The organism is Agrobacterium sp. InxBP2 (genome assembly GCF_026191755.1).
In the GTDB taxonomy this organism is placed as follows: domain Bacteria; phylum Pseudomonadota; class Alphaproteobacteria; order Rhizobiales; family Rhizobiaceae; genus Agrobacterium; species Agrobacterium pusense.
The window spans coordinates 103,761-117,722 of sequence record NZ_JAINDY010000033.1 but is presented as its reverse complement, the minus strand read 5'-3'; the positions used below and the strand labels follow the sequence as shown (position 1 = coordinate 117,722).

Here is a 13,962-nt window from a genome sequence, read left to right as displayed (position 1 = left end):
ACTAACCGGCCCTGTCCAGTGCGGGCGGCGATCCCCTGCGCTCCAAAGCCTTCAGCGCCGCCTGCACGAAACCGTCGCGGGCGGCGTTTTCATTGAGCCCGCGCGGATCGTAGACATGGCGGTTGAGAAAATGGGCAGTCAGGCGAAAAGCTGCCGCAAGGCTCTCGGGATCAGCGGCTTTCGACTGGCCTTCGCCGAGAAAAGCCGGAAGCGACAGCATCCGGTCCGCATAAGGCGCTCCCGCCGTGCGGCAAACCGCCCTTCCCGTTTTCGGCGAGACATAGATGAGATCGTTGCGCAGCCCCGTCGCCGCACATTCGGTAAGATCAAGCCCGAAACCGAGATCATTCAGCACCGCCAACTCGAAGCGCACGAAAAGTTCGCCTGCATCGGCCGGTTCGTGGAGATTATCGAGAATGATATCGAGCGCCTGATAAAGATGCGGGTGCGGATCGCGCTCCGGCAAAAGCCTCAGCAGCGCGCCCATGGCCTGGACGCCGTATACGGCGGTGGCCGTTTCCATCAATTGCGCCGCGCGCAGTTGCAGGGGCTCGATGCGGTATTCTCCGAGATGATCGTCAAGGCGCGCGCGCCAGACGACGTCTACCCGGTTTCCCGCCTGCAGCACCGGCTGCATGCTGCGGGAGCGCCCGGAGCGCACCATGCCGAGATGGCGGCCGCGTGTGCGGGTCATCACCTCGGCGATGACACTCGTCTCGCCATGACGCTTTACGCCGAGAATGATCGCCTCATCCTGCCACTGCATGAAACCTGTCCGAATTTCGATTCAAGCCCGATCATAACCGATCCGGCGGCGAAACGTTATTCTTTTACGGTAACACGCGCCGCATCGACGAGGCGGAGGACGAAATCGGTGATTTCGTTTTCTCCGAAAGGCTTGCCGAGCAAGGGCGCATGCAGGAGATCTTCGGGGAATCCGGTCGTGTCGCCGTAACCGCTGACAAAACCGAAAGGAATGGACGCAGACCGCAAGTGGCGTGCAAAATCATAGCTTTTACCGTCAGAAAGGCTGACATCGAGAAGCACGCAATCGGCGCCATCCTCTTCGAGAGCCTTCCTCGCCTGCGCAAGCGTCGTGGCGATGATAACGGTCTCCACACCCATCGACTGGAGAACCGCCTCAACATCGAGCGCCACCAGATATTCATCCTCAACGATGATAACCCGTTGTGGCACCATATTTTTCTTCCTAACAAAGAGAGCCGTCAGGCTCGAAGCCGTCGTCTTCGAAACGATTCTCCAGTGAGATATCATGGGAGCAGTCGCAAATTGCGGCTCGCCCGTCATTTAAAAAAGACATGTCGGAAGATCAGATAAACGGTCTCTGCCGCTTGCCGTCGCTTTCCCAGCCCGCAACTTGCGCCAGTCCGGCGTCATCCAGCACCAGACAGCCCTTGTCCGTCCAGCGGATAAGCCCGCGATCGACGAGCTTTCTCAGCGTCTTGTTGGTGTGGACGATGGAGAGGCCGAGCGTATCGGCCACGTGCTGCTGGGTGACAGGGATCGTCGCCTCCCCCTGCAGCAGCGCGACCGCTTTCGCCCTGCTGTAAAGGAAAGCGATAAGGTAGGCCGCGCGCTCAAGCGCCGTGCGACGGCCGATGCTGAGCAGATGACTGTCGAGCATGCGCTCTTCGCTCGCCGCAATCCATGTCAGATCATAGGCAAGCGTCGGGTGGTCGGTAAAGAGATTGTTGAGGCGCGATCGCTCGAAGACGCATAGCGTGACCGGCGACAAGGCCTCAACCGAGTGCTGCATCTCCCCCATCACCGTGCCCTGCAGGCCGACGAGGTCGCCCGGCATCACGTAATTCAGGATCTGCCGCCGGCCGTCCTCCAAAGTCTTGTAGCGAAATGCCCAGCCCGCAAGAACCGTGTAGAGGTGAGCGCTGTGTGAGCCTTCCATCAGAATGACGGAGCCGCTCTCCACCGCCAATTCCCCCGTCTTGAAACGGGACACGAAATCCAGTTCCGAAGAAGAAAAGTCCCTGAAATGCGGTAGATCGCGCAGCGGGCATTGCTGGCAGGGGGTGGTGGAAATCCCGTTCGGTTTTTTGGGTGACATGATTATCCATCATGAAAAAAGGTTGCGCCCAATTGTCTTTGGAACAACCCGTTCCAAGGATATTCGGTTCCCTGCCGGGAACAAAGACATCGCGCTCCTCCCACCGCGTTTCTGTATCCTCACAGAAACGCGGGAATGACGCGCTTTCAGCCTCGCGGGAATTCCAGCCCCATTTCGCGGAAACGCTCCGGGTCGTCGCCCCAGTTCTCGCGCACCTTGACGAACAGGAAGAGATGCACCGGCTGTTCGAGGATTTCCGAGAGTTCCTTGCGCGAGGCGGTGGAGATCGCCTTGATGGCATCGCCGTTCTTGCCGAGCGCAATCTTTTTCTGGCTGTCGCGCTCGACATAGATCACCTGCTCGATGCGCACTGAGCCATCCTTGCGCTCTTCCCACTTTTCCGTCTCGACATGCGAGGCATAGGGCAGTTCCTGGTGCAGGCGCAGGAACAGCTTTTCGCGGGTGATTTCGGCGGCAAGCTGGCGCATGGGCAGGTCGGAGATCTGGTCTTCCGGATAATACCATGGGCCTTCCGGCAATTCGGCGGCCAGATAGTTCATCAGGTCTTCACAACCGGAGCCATTGGTCGCCGAGATCATGAAGGTGCGGTCGAAGGCGACCGTCTCATTGGCGGCGGCGGCGAGCTTCAGGAGGTCTTCGCGCTTTACCTGGTCGATCTTGTTGAGGCAGAGGATTTTCTTCTGGGGGACGTCCTTCAGGCCTTCGAGAATCGCCTCAGCGTCGCCCTTCAGGCCGCGCTCGCTGTCGATCAAAAGAAGAATGAGATCGGCGTCCTTCGCGCCGCCCCAGGCGGAGGTGACCATGGCGCGGTCCAGCCGACGGCGCGGCTTGAAGATACCGGGCGTGTCCATGAACACGATCTGCGCGTTGTCGTGAATGGCGATGCCGCGCATGACCGCACGCGTCGTCTGCACCTTGTGGCTGACGATGGAAACCTTGGCGCCCACCAGCCGGTTTACCAGCGTCGACTTACCGGCATTCGTAGGGCCAATGAGGGCAACGAAGCCGGAGCGGGTCGGAAGGGCATTGTCTTCGCCTGTCGAGGCGGGGTTTTCGTGATCGGTCATGATATCCATTCAAGGTCAGAGGTATTCAACATGCGGCCAGAGGGCTCGCCATGCGCTTGATAGTCAGCCGCCATCGCCGGTCAGCTCAGTTTCAGGTAGAGCTTTTCTGCCAGACGCCTTCGCGTTCCAGCAATCTGGTTGCCGCCACCTGCTCGGCCGCGCGCTTGGAACGCTCGACGCCGGTTTCCGGCTTTACGCCGGGAATTTCAACAGTCACCGTAAAGCGGGGATCGTGATCCGGTCCGGAGCGATCGTCAACCCGGTAAGATGGGGTGACCGCAAACTTTGCGTGCGCCCATTCCTGCAGTTCCGTTTTCGCGTCACGCCGTCCGGCATCCACGCTCGTGGCACGGCCCTGCCAATATTTCAGAATGAATTTGCGCGACGCATCGAGGCCGCCATCCAGATAGATGGTGGCAATCAGGCTTTCGACGACATCGGCGCGCACGTTCAGCATCGCCTTGCCGGTGAGTTTCTTGACGTCGGATCCGGTGCGGATGAAATTGTGCAGGCCCATCTCGTCAGCGATCGACGCGCAGGATTCGGCGCTGACCAGTTGGTTCAAACGCACCGAAAGCTCACCTTCGGACGCATTGCGGAAGATGGAGAACAGAAGCTCTGCAACGCAGAGACCCAGAACGCGGTCGCCCAGAAACTCCAGACGCTCGTAATTGCCCGCCGCGGCGGAGCGGGCGCTGGCATGGGTCAAGGCCCGGTCGAGCCGGGCCTTTTCCTTGAACTCATATCCGATCAACGCTTCCAGACGGGCAATCTCGTCCGCGGAAAGCGGCTTGGTCTTGCTCATCCCACAACCTTGAACAGGCGGTCCCAACGCATGTTGGCCGGCCATTCCCAAATGCGGCTGAACGGCGTGTCGTTGCCCAAAGAGAAGAAGATGACGCTGGCGCGGCCAATCAGGTTTTCTTCCGGCACGAAACCGACATCGAAGCGGCTATCCAGCGAATTGTCTCTGTTGTCGCCCATCATGAAATAATGGCCTTCGGGGACCACGAATTCGCGGGTGTTGTCGCCGCGCGAGTCGGGCGACTGATCGAGCGTGTCGTAGGTAACGCCATTGTCAAGCGTTTCGCGGAAAACGGGGACGTTGGCGCCCGGATCGGCGCGATAATCCGACGTGAAGGTGCCGTCGGGCTGCTTGGGTACCGGCTGGCCGTTGATGAACAGCACGCCGTTCGTGACCTGAATTCGGTCGCCCGGCAAGCCGACCAGACGCTTGATGTAATCCACTTCAGGATTGGGCGGCAGGCGGAAGACCACGACATCGCCGCGCTTCGGCTTGCTGAACTCCAGAATGCGGCCCGAAAACAGGTTCGGCGAGAAAGGCAGCGAATATTTAGAATAGCCGTAGGAGAATTTGTTGACGAAAAGATAGTCGCCGACCAGCAGCGTCGGCATCATCGAGCCCGACGGGATGGTGAAGGGCTGAAACAGTACGGTGCGGATGACCATCGCCAGCAGCAGCGCCTGAATGATGACCTTGACGTTCTCCCAAAGGGCGTTCTGCTTCTTTTCCGCTTTTTCCGACACTTAAAGACCTGCCTGATTGTTTCCCGGCTTCTTCTATCCAAGAAGCTGACGGGCCGTTGCTTATCGCGCCTGCGGCGGGTGATGCTGTTTCACGCGGCCCGCAACGCTTTCATATTTCTGCGACTTCTCTAGAACCTTTCCAGCCCGAAGGGAAGCGCTTCTGTGACAGCGGTGCAAATAGAGCGCGCCCAACGGCGCCCCCAGGCCTCAATCGATCACGGGAAGCGCCTCGATGATCACAAATGCCTGAGCGTAAGGGTGGTCATCCGTGATCGTCAGGTGAATATTGGCGCGATGGCCTGCGGGCAGCATGGCCGCCAGTCGCTCCCCTGCCCCGTTTGTCAGCACCATGGTGGGCTTGCCGCCCGGAAGGTTGACGACGCCCATGTCCTTCCAGAAAACGCCGTTCGCAAGGCCGGTGCCAAGCGCCTTGGAACAGGCCTCCTTGGCGGCGAAACGCTTGGCATAGGACGCGGCGCGGTTCTTGCGGCCATCGGATTTGGCGCGCTCGATATCGGTGAAACACCGATGGGTGAAACGCTCGCCGAAGCGCTCGATCGATTTTTCAACGCGCCGGATGTCTATCAGGTCGCTTCCCAATCCAATGATCATTTCAACATCTCCAGAGAAGCATTCTTGTTGGCGGCGCGATGCGCGAGATTTTCCATCTTGCGGCGCTGAAAACCGTTGATGAGCCCATAAACGGCGATATAGGCGATGACCGCGCTGATGATGGCAGGCGGAACCGCACCAATGGTCATGGGTTCCAGCACCGGCGTCCATATCTGCCGGAATTCAAGATGGCTAAACAGCGCCACGAAATCCACATGCGCAGCACTTTCCGACGTCTTTCGCCCGAGAATGACATGTCCCAGCTCCCAGGTGGAGGCCCAGATGAAAGGAAATGTCAGCGGATTGGCGAAAGTCGTACCGAGTGCCGCCGCCACGAGGTTGACGCGCATGAGGAAACCGAGCGCCATGGCAATGATGATGTGAACACCGAGAAACGGCATCCACGCCACACCCACACCGATGGCGACACCGGCGGCAATGGAATGGGGAGAGGCGGAAAGCCTGAGCAGGCGCAACTTCATATAGCGCAACGAACGGGAAAAACCCGTTCGCGGCCAGAAGAGGTCGCGAATCTTCTCTGAAAAACCAAGGGGTTCACGGCGGCGAAACGGCATGGGGGCAGTCTATTTCATCACCCCGGCCGAGCCAAGAGCGTGGTAGGCAACAAAGAACTTTTGCCCGGTTATCCCACGCTGATCATTGCAGATGCAGCACACCCGATCAGTCACACTGGACAGCGGCATGGAGGAGACGCGCTGAGGCGCGTATCTCCTGGGCTTGCGGTGCACAGGAAAACACAGGCCATTACCGCCGCGCTTTCCGTGTCCATACGCATGGCGATTGGCTGCCATGCGCTCAGCGCATTACCGGCGGAACAGGCCGCGGTCGATTTCGCGCTGACGGAACTCGAGGTCGACATTCGATACCGAGCCGCTGAGATATTCGAATTCGCGTTCCTGGGTGGTCTTGCCACGAACGGCGCGGGCGATCTTGCGAAGCGGAATAAACATGATTTTCGGTCCTTTCGGTTTGGAACTGGCGTTTCCCATCGGTGTTCATCCACCGGCACGCCGCGTTTCTTTCTCTTCAATTTCTGAGAGGAAAATAGTCGCAAACCGCATTAACCACCAGAGACAGGAAAAGGCCGCTGCCATGCGCAGAACGCATAACAGCGGCCTTCCGCTATCTCAAAGGCATCAAAAATGCCTCAATCAAAGGCACGCGTGACCGTGGAGACGCAATCCAGATCCTTGAGCTGCGACAGGAGCTGGTTCAGCTGCCTGAGATCCCAGACTTCCACGTCCAGCGCCAACTCGGAAAAGTCAGTACCGATGCGGACCATGTTCAGCCCGCGAATATTGACGTCGAGCGTTGCGATCGACTGCGCGACCGAGGCAAGCGTGCCCGGCTCGTTCAACGCATTGATCATCACCCGCGCCATGAAGCGCGACTTGTTCGCTTCGTCCAGATCCCACCGCACATCGATCCAGCGTTCCGGCTCGTCGTCGAAGCGCTGAAGCGCCGGCGCCTGGATTGGATAGATGGTGATGCCCTTGCCCTTTTCCATGATGCCGACGATGCGGTCCCCCGGAACGGCGCCGGCCGGCCCGAAATGCACATCGACATTGCCGGAAAGGCCACGAATGGGCAGCGGGTCAGGCCCGTCGAGCATTTCGGCCGCACCGTCATCCTCCAGCGCCGAACGGGACTTGCCCGGTATCTTGAAGACCATGCCCGAGGCGCTGCGCATGTTGAACCAGCCGTCGTCACCGGTCATCTTCACCGTCACGCGCTCGTCCTGATAATCCGGGAATACCGCGCGCAGCACATCGAGCGAGGAAACCTCGCCACGGCCGACAGCCGCGATGGCGTCCTCGACATCCTTCTGCGCCAGCCGATGCAGGACCGGCTTCAGCGCCTCCTTGGAGAAGGCCTTGCCGGCGCGTTCGAAGGTGCGCTCGAGAATGCGATAACCAAGGCCGGAATATTGTTTGCGGATGGCCATACGGGTGGCGCGGCGGATGGCCGAGCGGGCCTTGCCCGTCACCACTACCTCTTCCCATGCGGCGGGCGGCACCTGCACGCCGGAGCGGATGATCTCCACCTCGTCGCCATTGTTCAGCCGGGTGACGAGCGGCATGATCCGGCCGTTGATCTTGGCGCCAACGGTGGTGTCGCCGATATTGGTGTGCACCGCATAGGCAAAATCGATGGGAGTCGCGCCGCGCGGCAGGGCAATGAGCTTGCCCTTGGGCGTGAAGCAGAACACCTGATCCTGAAAGAGTTCCAGCTTGGTATGCTCAAGGAATTCTTCCGGGCTGTCGCCTTCCGCCAGCGATTCGATGGTGTGGCGCAGCCAGGAATAGGCGTTGCTTTCCGGCGAAAGCAGATCGCCCTCCCCGTTTTCGCCATCCTTGTAGAGCGCGTGGGCGGCAATACCGAATTCGGCGATCTCATGCATGCGCTTGGTGCGGATCTGCAGCTCGATACGCTGGCGCGACGGGCCAACGATGGTGGTGTGGATGGAGCGATAGTCGTTCTGCTTCGGCGTGGAGATGTAATCCTTGAAGCGGCCCGGCACCACACGCCAGCGTGTGTGCACGATGCCGAGCGCCCGATAGCAGGAGGGAATGTCGTCGACCAGAATGCGGAAACCGTAGACGTCAGACAGCTGCTCGAAAGAGAGCGACTTCGACTGCATCTTGCGAAACACCGAATAAGGCTTTTTCTGCCGACCCTTGACGCCCGCGCCGATGAGGCCGTTCGCCACGAGCAATTCACGCAGCTCGTCCTCGATCTTCTTGATGAGGCCTTCATTGCGCGTTTCCAGTTCCTGCAGACGGTTTGTCACCGTCTCATAGGCTTCCGGATTGAGATAACGGAAGGACAGGTCCTCCAGCTCGTCGCGCATGTCCTGCATGCCCATGCGGCCGGCGAGCGGCGCATAGATTTCCATTGTTTCCTCGGAAATACGGCTGCGCTTGTCGGCCGGCATGTATTCCATGGTACGCATGTTGTGCAGGCGATCGGCGAGCTTCACCAGGAGAACGCGCACGTCATCGGAAATGGCGAGCAGCAGCTTGCGCAGGTTCTCCGCCTGTTTCGCCTTGCGGGTTACGAGATCAAGCTTCTTGAGCTTGGTAAGCCCTTCCACCAGCCGGCCGATGTCTTCGCCGAATAATTCGTCGATTTCAGCGCGAGTTGCGGTGGTGTCCTCGATCGTATCGTGCAGCAACGCCACCGCGATGGTCGATTCGTCGAGATGCATTTCAGTGAGGATTGCGGCAACTTCCAGCGGATGGGAGATGTAGGGGTCGCCATTGGCCCGCTTCTGCTGGCCGTGTTTCTGCATCGCGTAAACATAGGCCTTGTTCAGCAGGGCCTCATTCGCATCCGGTTTATATTTTTGAACCCGCTCAACGAGTTCGTATTGCCGCATCATGCGATATTCCACAAAAAGAAAGCGCGCCAACCTTGGGGTCGGCGCACAATGCTGCATCAATAAGGATCAGATTATGACGGCAACTATTGACAGACGGTAACCGCCGCCTGCCAAAGGCGTCATAAAACCGGATCAATAATCGTCATTTTTTTCCGGCGGCACAAGGCCTTCGATACCGGCCAGCAGTTCTTCTTCCGACATCTGGTCGAAGGTGACGGTCTCCGGCTGGTCGTCTTCTTCGCTGTCGGCAGCGGCGGCGGCAAGCGTGACCGGATCGGGCTCGGGCTCGTCCACTTCCACGTGCTTCTGCAGCGAATGGATAAGGTCTTCCTTCAGATCATCGGGAGACAGCGTCTCGTCGGCGATTTCACGCAGCGCAACGACGGGGTTCTTGTCATTATCGCGGTCAACCGTGATGGAAGAGCCCTGAGAAATCTGGCGCGCACGGTGGCTGGCGAGAAGCACCAGCTCGAAACGGTTGTCTACTTTATCAATGCAATCTTCAACTGTGACGCGGGCCATTGCCTGTCCTTTGCGGGTCGTAATGTCGTGGATCAGAGCGCCGTGCGGTCTTCAGGATGCACAAGGGTTGCTCTAACCTATTGAATCTGCGCTTCGTGCCTTGCGGAAAACACCTGGAATTTCTCGCGACGAAGCTTTCCAGCTTCCGATACAGCCATTGGCCGCGGAATTCAAGTTTTTCCTGTCTTTGGCGTCTTTTGGCACCTTATCCTCGATGTTTGGCGCCTGATGAACAAAATGTCTAGAAGAATTGTCTTGGAATAAGGGGGAAGGTAGCTTACTTAAACGCAACGGCGGTACGCAAAGCGCGTTGATACGACATGATATTTAGCGCTATCGACCGGATATAAAAGCCAGATAATGGCCTTTCCAAAAAAAAGGAATGGGATGGAATGTTCGATCCACGGGAGAAAATTGCGCTCTTCATAGATGGAGCCAATCTTTATGCAGCATCGAAAAGCCTGGGATTCGATATCGACTACCGCAAGCTTCTGAAGGCGTTTCAAAAGCGCGGCTATCTGCTGCGCGCCTATTATTACACGGCCCTGATCGAAGATCAGGAATATTCATCGATCCGCCCGCTGATCGACTGGCTAGACTATAACGGTTACAAGGTCGTGACGAAGCCGGCGAAGGAATTTACCGACGCGCTCGGCCGCCGCAAGATCAAGGGTAACATGGATATCGAACTGGCGGTCGACGCCATGGAGCAGTCCGAAACGGTCGATCACCTGGTGCTGTTTTCCGGCGACGGCGATTTCACCACGCTGGTCGACGCGCTGCAGCGCAAGGGCCGCAAGGTTTCCGTGGTTTCCACCATGGCCACCCAGCCCGCGATGATCGCCGACGACCTGCGCCGCCAGGCCGATCACTTCATCGACCTCATGACGCTGAAAGCCGAAATCGGACGCGACCCGAATGAGCGCCCTGCCCGGCACGCGGAAGGCCCCGAGACGGTCTGATCCCGATTTCGCAATCACCGATATTTCAAAAACGCGTCCGTCTCAAAGACTGGCGCGTTTTTGTTTACCCCCCTATCGGCAGGGAAAAATTCCCCCTGAAATTAACAACCGTCAAATCCGGCCGGGGAAAATTATATCTTGGTTAATTTTAGACGTGTCTAAATCAAGTAACGGCACCAACGACATGATTTGGGTGCCAAAGCAGGATGACTAGACATGCATGGCCAAGAAAAAACCGACCGACAGCTCGAAGAAAGACTGAATTTTCTGGGGCTCGGCCACGAGCAGCGACAGAATCTCTCAGACATGAAGGGCGTCATCACCGGCTCTCTCGATGCGTCGCTGGACCGCTTCTATGCGAAAGTGCGCTCGGTGCCGGAGACGGCGAAGTTCTTTGCCAATGACGCACATGTGCAGCACGCCAAGGGCATGCAACTCAAACACTGGACGAGGATCGCCTCCGGTACATTCAACGCGGACTATACAGATGCCGTGACCGCGATCGGCCGCACCCATGCCAGACTGGGGCTGGAGCCGCGATGGTACATTGGCGGTTATGCGCTGATGCTTGACGGCATCGTCAAGGCCCTGATCGAGTCGGAGTTGAAGGGCCTATTCATGGAGAAGAAGGCCAGGAAGGTGAAGGACGCCTTGTCCGCTACCATCAAGGCCGCCCTTCTGGACATGGACTATTCGATTTCCGTCTATCTCGACGTGCTCGCCGCCGAGCGGCATAAGGTAGAGGCCGAACAGGCGCAGATGAAGAAGGAGCAGGACCATATTCTCACGCTCCTCAACAGTGCCCTCGACCGGCTGGCCAACGGCGACCTCACCTCCAGCATCAACGAAAAGACCGCGCCGCAATTCGAAGGGCTGATCGCCAATTTCAACACCGCTGTCGGCAATCTCGCCGGTGCCTTCGCCCAGATCGTGGAGGAAGCGAACAAGATTTCCGGCAATACGCGCGAGCTCACCTCCGCCACCGATGACATGGCCCGCCGGACGGAGCAGCAGGCGGCCGCGCTTGAGGAAACCGCCGCAGCCGTTGAGGAAATCACCACCATTTCCAGATTGTCGGCGCAACGTTCCGAAGAGGCCAAGGCCATCGTCGAAAGTTCGGCCATCGAAGCAGCACGCTCTCGCAATGTGGTGACGGATGCGGTGAAAGCGATGGGCGCCATCGAGGACTCGTCGCAGAAGATCACCCAGATTATTTCCGTCATCGATGAGATTTCGTTCCAGACCAATCTATTGGCGTTGAACGCCGGCGTGGAAGCCGCGCGCGCCGGCGAGGCTGGCAAGGGTTTCGCCGTCGTCGCCCAGGAAGTGCGTGAACTGGCGCAACGCTCCGCCACCGCCGCAAAGGAAATCAAGACACTGATCGCCAAGTCTTCCGAGGATGTGATGCAGGGCGTTTCGCTGGTGAACAAAACGGGTGAATCCCTGAATACGATCGGCAGCAAGGTCGATCACATCAAGGATCACATCACCTCGCTCACCAAGGCGGCGCAGGAACAATCCGTCGGCATTCAGGAAATCAGTGCGGCGATCAACAGCATGGACAATCTGACGCAGCAGAATGCGGCGATGGTGGAAGAGACCAATGCAGCCACGCACAATCTGAGCGATGTCAGCGCCAACCTGGCGGCGCTTGTCAGCCGGTTCAGCGTTTCGACGACGAAGACGCATGTGGAGCGGACGTACCGGGCGGCGTGACGGGCGCAGCGGGCAGTAACACACTCCCGTCATCCCGGCCTTGAGCCGGGATCCAGCCAGCCCAAGTCCTTGGGCTGAAAGGGCTCTTCTCACAGCGCAGACGCGCTGCGACTGGATGCCGGATCAAGTCCGGCATGACGGAGGAGCATGCTGCGAAAGGCGGCGAACTTAGGCCGCCCCACCCTTCAACAACCGCGACTTCTGCCGGTTCCAGTCGCGTTCCTTCTCCGTCTCGCGCTTGTCGTGCAGCTTCTTGCCCTTGGCGAGCGCCAGTTCCAGCTTCGCACGGCCCCTGTCGTTGAAGTAGATCTTGAGCGGCACCAGCGTCATGCCTTCGCGGTTGATGCCGGCGCGCAGGCGGTTGATCTCGCGCTTGCTCAGGAGCAGCTTGCGGCGGCGGCGCGGCTCATGGTTGAAACGGTTGGCCTGCAGATATTCCGGCAGGTGGGAATTAATGAGCCAGATTTCATCGCCCTCGTCCGACGCGTAGGATTCGGCAATGTTCGCCTTGCCTTCGCGCAGCGACTTGACCTCGGTGCCGGTCAGCACCAGTCCTGCCTCATAGGTGTCGACGATTTCGTAGTTGAAACGGGCCTTGCGGTTTTCCGCAACGATCTTGTTCACCACGCGCTGGCTGCCTTTGGGGGCCATGATATTTCAATCCCTTGTTTTTCTTATTGCGCCTTCGGCCTGCCGCCGAGAGCGGTTTTCGAACCTCTATTTAGTATCGTCGCCACGAAAAGAAAAGGCGCGCGGGACGGCTTCTGCTGCGAAGCGGTCCATTGCGCGCCTTCCGGCTTTTCAGACCTGTCTCAGTTCATCAGGCCGGCATGCTTCAGCGCCGCATCGATGGCTGCTTCGGTTGCCGGTTCCAGCGTGCTCATCAAGGGCGAACGCACACGGCGGTTGCCGCCGCGCGTCTTCGACAGCGCATATTTTGTGCCGCAGACGCCTGGCTCCATGAAGATGGCCTTATGCAGCGGCATCAGGCGATCCTGGTACTCCAGCGCCTTGGCATAATCGCCGGCAAGCATCGCCGCCTGGAATTCCGAACAGAGGCGCGGCGCCACGTTGGCCGTCACGGAAATGCAGCCGACACCGCCATGGGCGTTGAAGCCGAGAGCGGTACCGTCTTCACCCGAGAGCTGGACGAAATCCTTGCCGCAGGAAATGCGCTGTTCGGAAACGCGGTCGATCTTGCCCGTCGCGTCCTTGACGCCAACGATGTTCTTATGGGCCTTGACCAGGGCGCCCATGGTTTCCGGCAACATATCCACCACCGAGCGCGGCGGAATATTGTAGATGACGATGGGCAGCTTCACCGCTTCCGCGACGGCGGAGAAATGGGCGAACAGGCCCTTCTGGGTCGGCTTGTTGTAATAGGGGGTAACCACCAGCAACGCATCCGCACCCGCTTCCTGCGCATGCAGGGCCAGCTCGATCGCTTCATCGGTATTGTTGGAGCCTGCACCCGCAATGACCGGAACCCGTTTCGCCGCAACCTCGATGCACAGTTCAACGACACGTTTGTGCTCGTCGTGGGAAAGCGTCGGGGATTCCCCCGTCGTGCCCACCGGCACAAGTCCGTTACTGCCTTCGGCGATCTGCCATTCCACATGGGCGGCGAAAGCCTTTTCGTCCACGGCGCCATTGTCCGTGAACGGGGTAATGAGGGCGGGAATTGATCCCTTGAACATGCAAAGCTCCTGGCGCCGAGCCGGTTCATGCTTCGGCCGCATTCGATGGTTAAAACCGGCACACATTAGTGCCAGCCCTTGGCGCCGACAAGCGCAAAGGCAGCGTATTTTGTCCGAAATTGTCGGAAGTGTGACAGTGTTCGGGCCGTGATCTGCAAGCATTAAATGCACGTACCGAAAAGCGACATTGCTCGCGGGCCGGTGAATAAAAGTTGATTGAATTGCAGGGGCGCGCTTAACATTTCATTAAGCCTGAAATCCCAAGATTTCCGGGCGGGAGATCAGACCTTTTTTCGGCAATCCCGCTGCAATGTAGCGATATTAGAAGAAA

15 protein-coding genes are annotated in these 13,962 nt (G+C 58.7%); 2 read left to right on the top strand and 13 right to left on the bottom strand.

What is annotated here, in order from left to right; translation table 11 throughout:
* Nucleotide 1 precedes the first annotated feature (1 nt).
* The 11 genes from recO to rpoZ all read right to left on the bottom strand — a co-directional run bounded on the left by recO (nucleotide 2) and on the right by rpoZ (nucleotide 9,256).
* The gene (gene recO / locus K7A42_RS18460; protein ID WP_004440925.1) at nucleotides 2-766 is read right to left on the bottom strand and encodes a DNA repair protein RecO; all 765 of its coding nucleotides are present in this window, start codon (nucleotides 764-766) and stop codon (nucleotides 2-4) included.
* A gap of 56 nt (nucleotides 767-822) precedes the next feature.
* Nucleotides 823-1,200 carry a response regulator gene (locus K7A42_RS18455; RefSeq protein WP_004440922.1) on the bottom strand — a complete coding sequence of 126 codons (378 nt, stop codon included), beginning with the start codon at nucleotides 1,198-1,200 and terminating at the stop codon, nucleotides 823-825.
* 130 nt (nucleotides 1,201-1,330) lie between these two features.
* Complete coding sequence (locus K7A42_RS18450; protein ID WP_004440919.1) at nucleotides 1,331-2,083, bottom strand: Crp/Fnr family transcriptional regulator; 753 nt, start codon at nucleotides 2,081-2,083, stop codon at nucleotides 1,331-1,333.
* A 146-nt stretch (nucleotides 2,084-2,229) separates the two neighbouring features.
* The gene (gene era / locus K7A42_RS18445; RefSeq protein ID WP_022555902.1) at nucleotides 2,230-3,180 is read right to left on the bottom strand and encodes a GTPase Era; all 951 of its coding nucleotides are present in this window, start codon (nucleotides 3,178-3,180) and stop codon (nucleotides 2,230-2,232) included.
* Nucleotides 3,181-3,262: 82 nt separating this feature from the next.
* Nucleotides 3,263-3,976 carry a ribonuclease III gene (gene rnc, locus K7A42_RS18440; protein WP_045534157.1) on the bottom strand — a complete coding sequence of 238 codons (714 nt, stop codon included), beginning with the start codon at nucleotides 3,974-3,976 and terminating at the stop codon, nucleotides 3,263-3,265.
* On the bottom strand, nucleotides 3,973-4,719 hold the full coding sequence (gene lepB, locus K7A42_RS18435; RefSeq protein WP_003509951.1) for a signal peptidase I: 747 nt from the start codon (nucleotides 4,717-4,719) through the stop codon (nucleotides 3,973-3,975). Before lepB ends, rnc begins: the two co-directional genes overlap by 4 nt.
* Nucleotides 4,720-4,926: 207 nt before the next feature.
* Nucleotides 4,927-5,331, bottom strand: coding sequence for a holo-ACP synthase (acpS, locus tag K7A42_RS18430; protein WP_004440912.1), 405 nt, complete (start codon nucleotides 5,329-5,331; stop codon nucleotides 4,927-4,929).
* Complete coding sequence (locus tag K7A42_RS18425) at nucleotides 5,328-5,906, bottom strand: DUF2062 domain-containing protein (RefSeq protein WP_006699396.1); 579 nt, start codon at nucleotides 5,904-5,906, stop codon at nucleotides 5,328-5,330. The genes acpS and K7A42_RS18425 overlap by 4 nt, the downstream gene beginning before the upstream one ends.
* Before the next feature lie 249 nt (nucleotides 5,907-6,155).
* A complete protein-coding gene (locus tag K7A42_RS18420; protein ID WP_282455680.1) occupies nucleotides 6,156-6,302 on the bottom strand; it encodes a DUF3563 domain-containing protein in 147 nt (48 codons plus the stop codon).
* A 197-nt stretch (nucleotides 6,303-6,499) separates the two neighbouring features.
* On the bottom strand, nucleotides 6,500-8,734 hold the full coding sequence (locus tag K7A42_RS18415; RefSeq protein WP_004440906.1) for a RelA/SpoT family protein: 2,235 nt from the start codon (nucleotides 8,732-8,734) through the stop codon (nucleotides 6,500-6,502).
* Nucleotides 8,735-8,866: 132 nt separating this feature from the next.
* Nucleotides 8,867-9,256: a DNA-directed RNA polymerase subunit omega gene (gene rpoZ / locus K7A42_RS18410; RefSeq protein ID WP_003521126.1), complete on the bottom strand. Its 390-nt coding sequence runs from the start codon at nucleotides 9,254-9,256 to the stop codon at nucleotides 8,867-8,869.
* Nucleotides 9,257-9,648: 392 nt separating this feature from the next.
* Between rpoZ and K7A42_RS18405 the strand changes: the two genes are divergently transcribed.
* Nucleotides 9,649-10,218 (top strand): NYN domain-containing protein, encoded by a 570-nt coding sequence (locus K7A42_RS18405; protein WP_004440903.1) that lies wholly within the window; start codon nucleotides 9,649-9,651, stop codon nucleotides 10,216-10,218.
* A 216-nt stretch (nucleotides 10,219-10,434) separates the two neighbouring features.
* Nucleotides 10,435-11,934 (top strand): globin-coupled sensor protein, encoded by a 1,500-nt coding sequence (locus tag K7A42_RS18400; RefSeq protein ID WP_282455679.1) that lies wholly within the window; start codon nucleotides 10,435-10,437, stop codon nucleotides 11,932-11,934.
* Nucleotides 11,935-12,102: 168 nt separating this feature from the next.
* Here the strand turns inward: K7A42_RS18400 and smpB are convergent, their stop codons facing one another.
* Together smpB and dapA are read right to left on the bottom strand one after the other, a co-directional pair.
* The gene (gene smpB, locus K7A42_RS18395) at nucleotides 12,103-12,585 is read right to left on the bottom strand and encodes an SsrA-binding protein SmpB (protein WP_004440898.1); all 483 of its coding nucleotides are present in this window, start codon (nucleotides 12,583-12,585) and stop codon (nucleotides 12,103-12,105) included.
* Between the two features lie 161 nt (nucleotides 12,586-12,746).
* On the bottom strand, nucleotides 12,747-13,631 hold the full coding sequence (gene dapA, locus K7A42_RS18390) for a 4-hydroxy-tetrahydrodipicolinate synthase (RefSeq protein WP_004440897.1): 885 nt from the start codon (nucleotides 13,629-13,631) through the stop codon (nucleotides 12,747-12,749).
* Nucleotides 13,632-13,962: the final 331 nt, after the last annotated feature.

What these genes read in the sequence shown, in the direction of transcription:
- K7A42_RS18400 (WP_282455679.1), top strand. Translation starts at nt 10,435, where the DNA reads ATGCATGGCCAAGAAAAAACCGACCGACAGCTCGAAGAAAGACTGAAT.
- acpS (WP_004440912.1), bottom strand. Translation starts at nt 5,331, where the DNA reads ATGATCATTGGATTGGGAAGCGACCTGATAGACATCCGGCGCGTTGAA.
- smpB (WP_004440898.1), bottom strand. Translation starts at nt 12,585, where the DNA reads ATGGCCCCCAAAGGCAGCCAGCGCGTGGTGAACAAGATCGTTGCGGAA.
- dapA (WP_004440897.1), bottom strand. Translation starts at nt 13,631, where the DNA reads ATGTTCAAGGGATCAATTCCCGCCCTCATTACCCCGTTCACGGACAAT.
- K7A42_RS18420 (WP_282455680.1), bottom strand. Translation starts at nt 6,302, where the DNA reads ATGTTTATTCCGCTTCGCAAGATCGCCCGCGCCGTTCGTGGCAAGACC.
- era (WP_022555902.1), bottom strand. Translation starts at nt 3,180, where the DNA reads ATGGATATCATGACCGATCACGAAAACCCCGCCTCGACAGGCGAAGAC.
- recO (WP_004440925.1), bottom strand. Translation starts at nt 766, where the DNA reads ATGCAGTGGCAGGATGAGGCGATCATTCTCGGCGTAAAGCGTCATGGC.
- K7A42_RS18450 (WP_004440919.1), bottom strand. Translation starts at nt 2,083, where the DNA reads ATGTCACCCAAAAAACCGAACGGGATTTCCACCACCCCCTGCCAGCAA.
- K7A42_RS18425 (WP_006699396.1), bottom strand. Translation starts at nt 5,906, where the DNA reads ATGCCGTTTCGCCGCCGTGAACCCCTTGGTTTTTCAGAGAAGATTCGC.
- rnc (WP_045534157.1), bottom strand. Translation starts at nt 3,976, where the DNA reads ATGAGCAAGACCAAGCCGCTTTCCGCGGACGAGATTGCCCGTCTGGAA.
- rpoZ (WP_003521126.1), bottom strand. Translation starts at nt 9,256, where the DNA reads ATGGCCCGCGTCACAGTTGAAGATTGCATTGATAAAGTAGACAACCGT.
- K7A42_RS18405 (WP_004440903.1), top strand. Translation starts at nt 9,649, where the DNA reads ATGTTCGATCCACGGGAGAAAATTGCGCTCTTCATAGATGGAGCCAAT.
- K7A42_RS18455 (WP_004440922.1), bottom strand. Translation starts at nt 1,200, where the DNA reads ATGGTGCCACAACGGGTTATCATCGTTGAGGATGAATATCTGGTGGCG.
- K7A42_RS18415 (WP_004440906.1), bottom strand. Translation starts at nt 8,734, where the DNA reads ATGATGCGGCAATACGAACTCGTTGAGCGGGTTCAAAAATATAAACCG.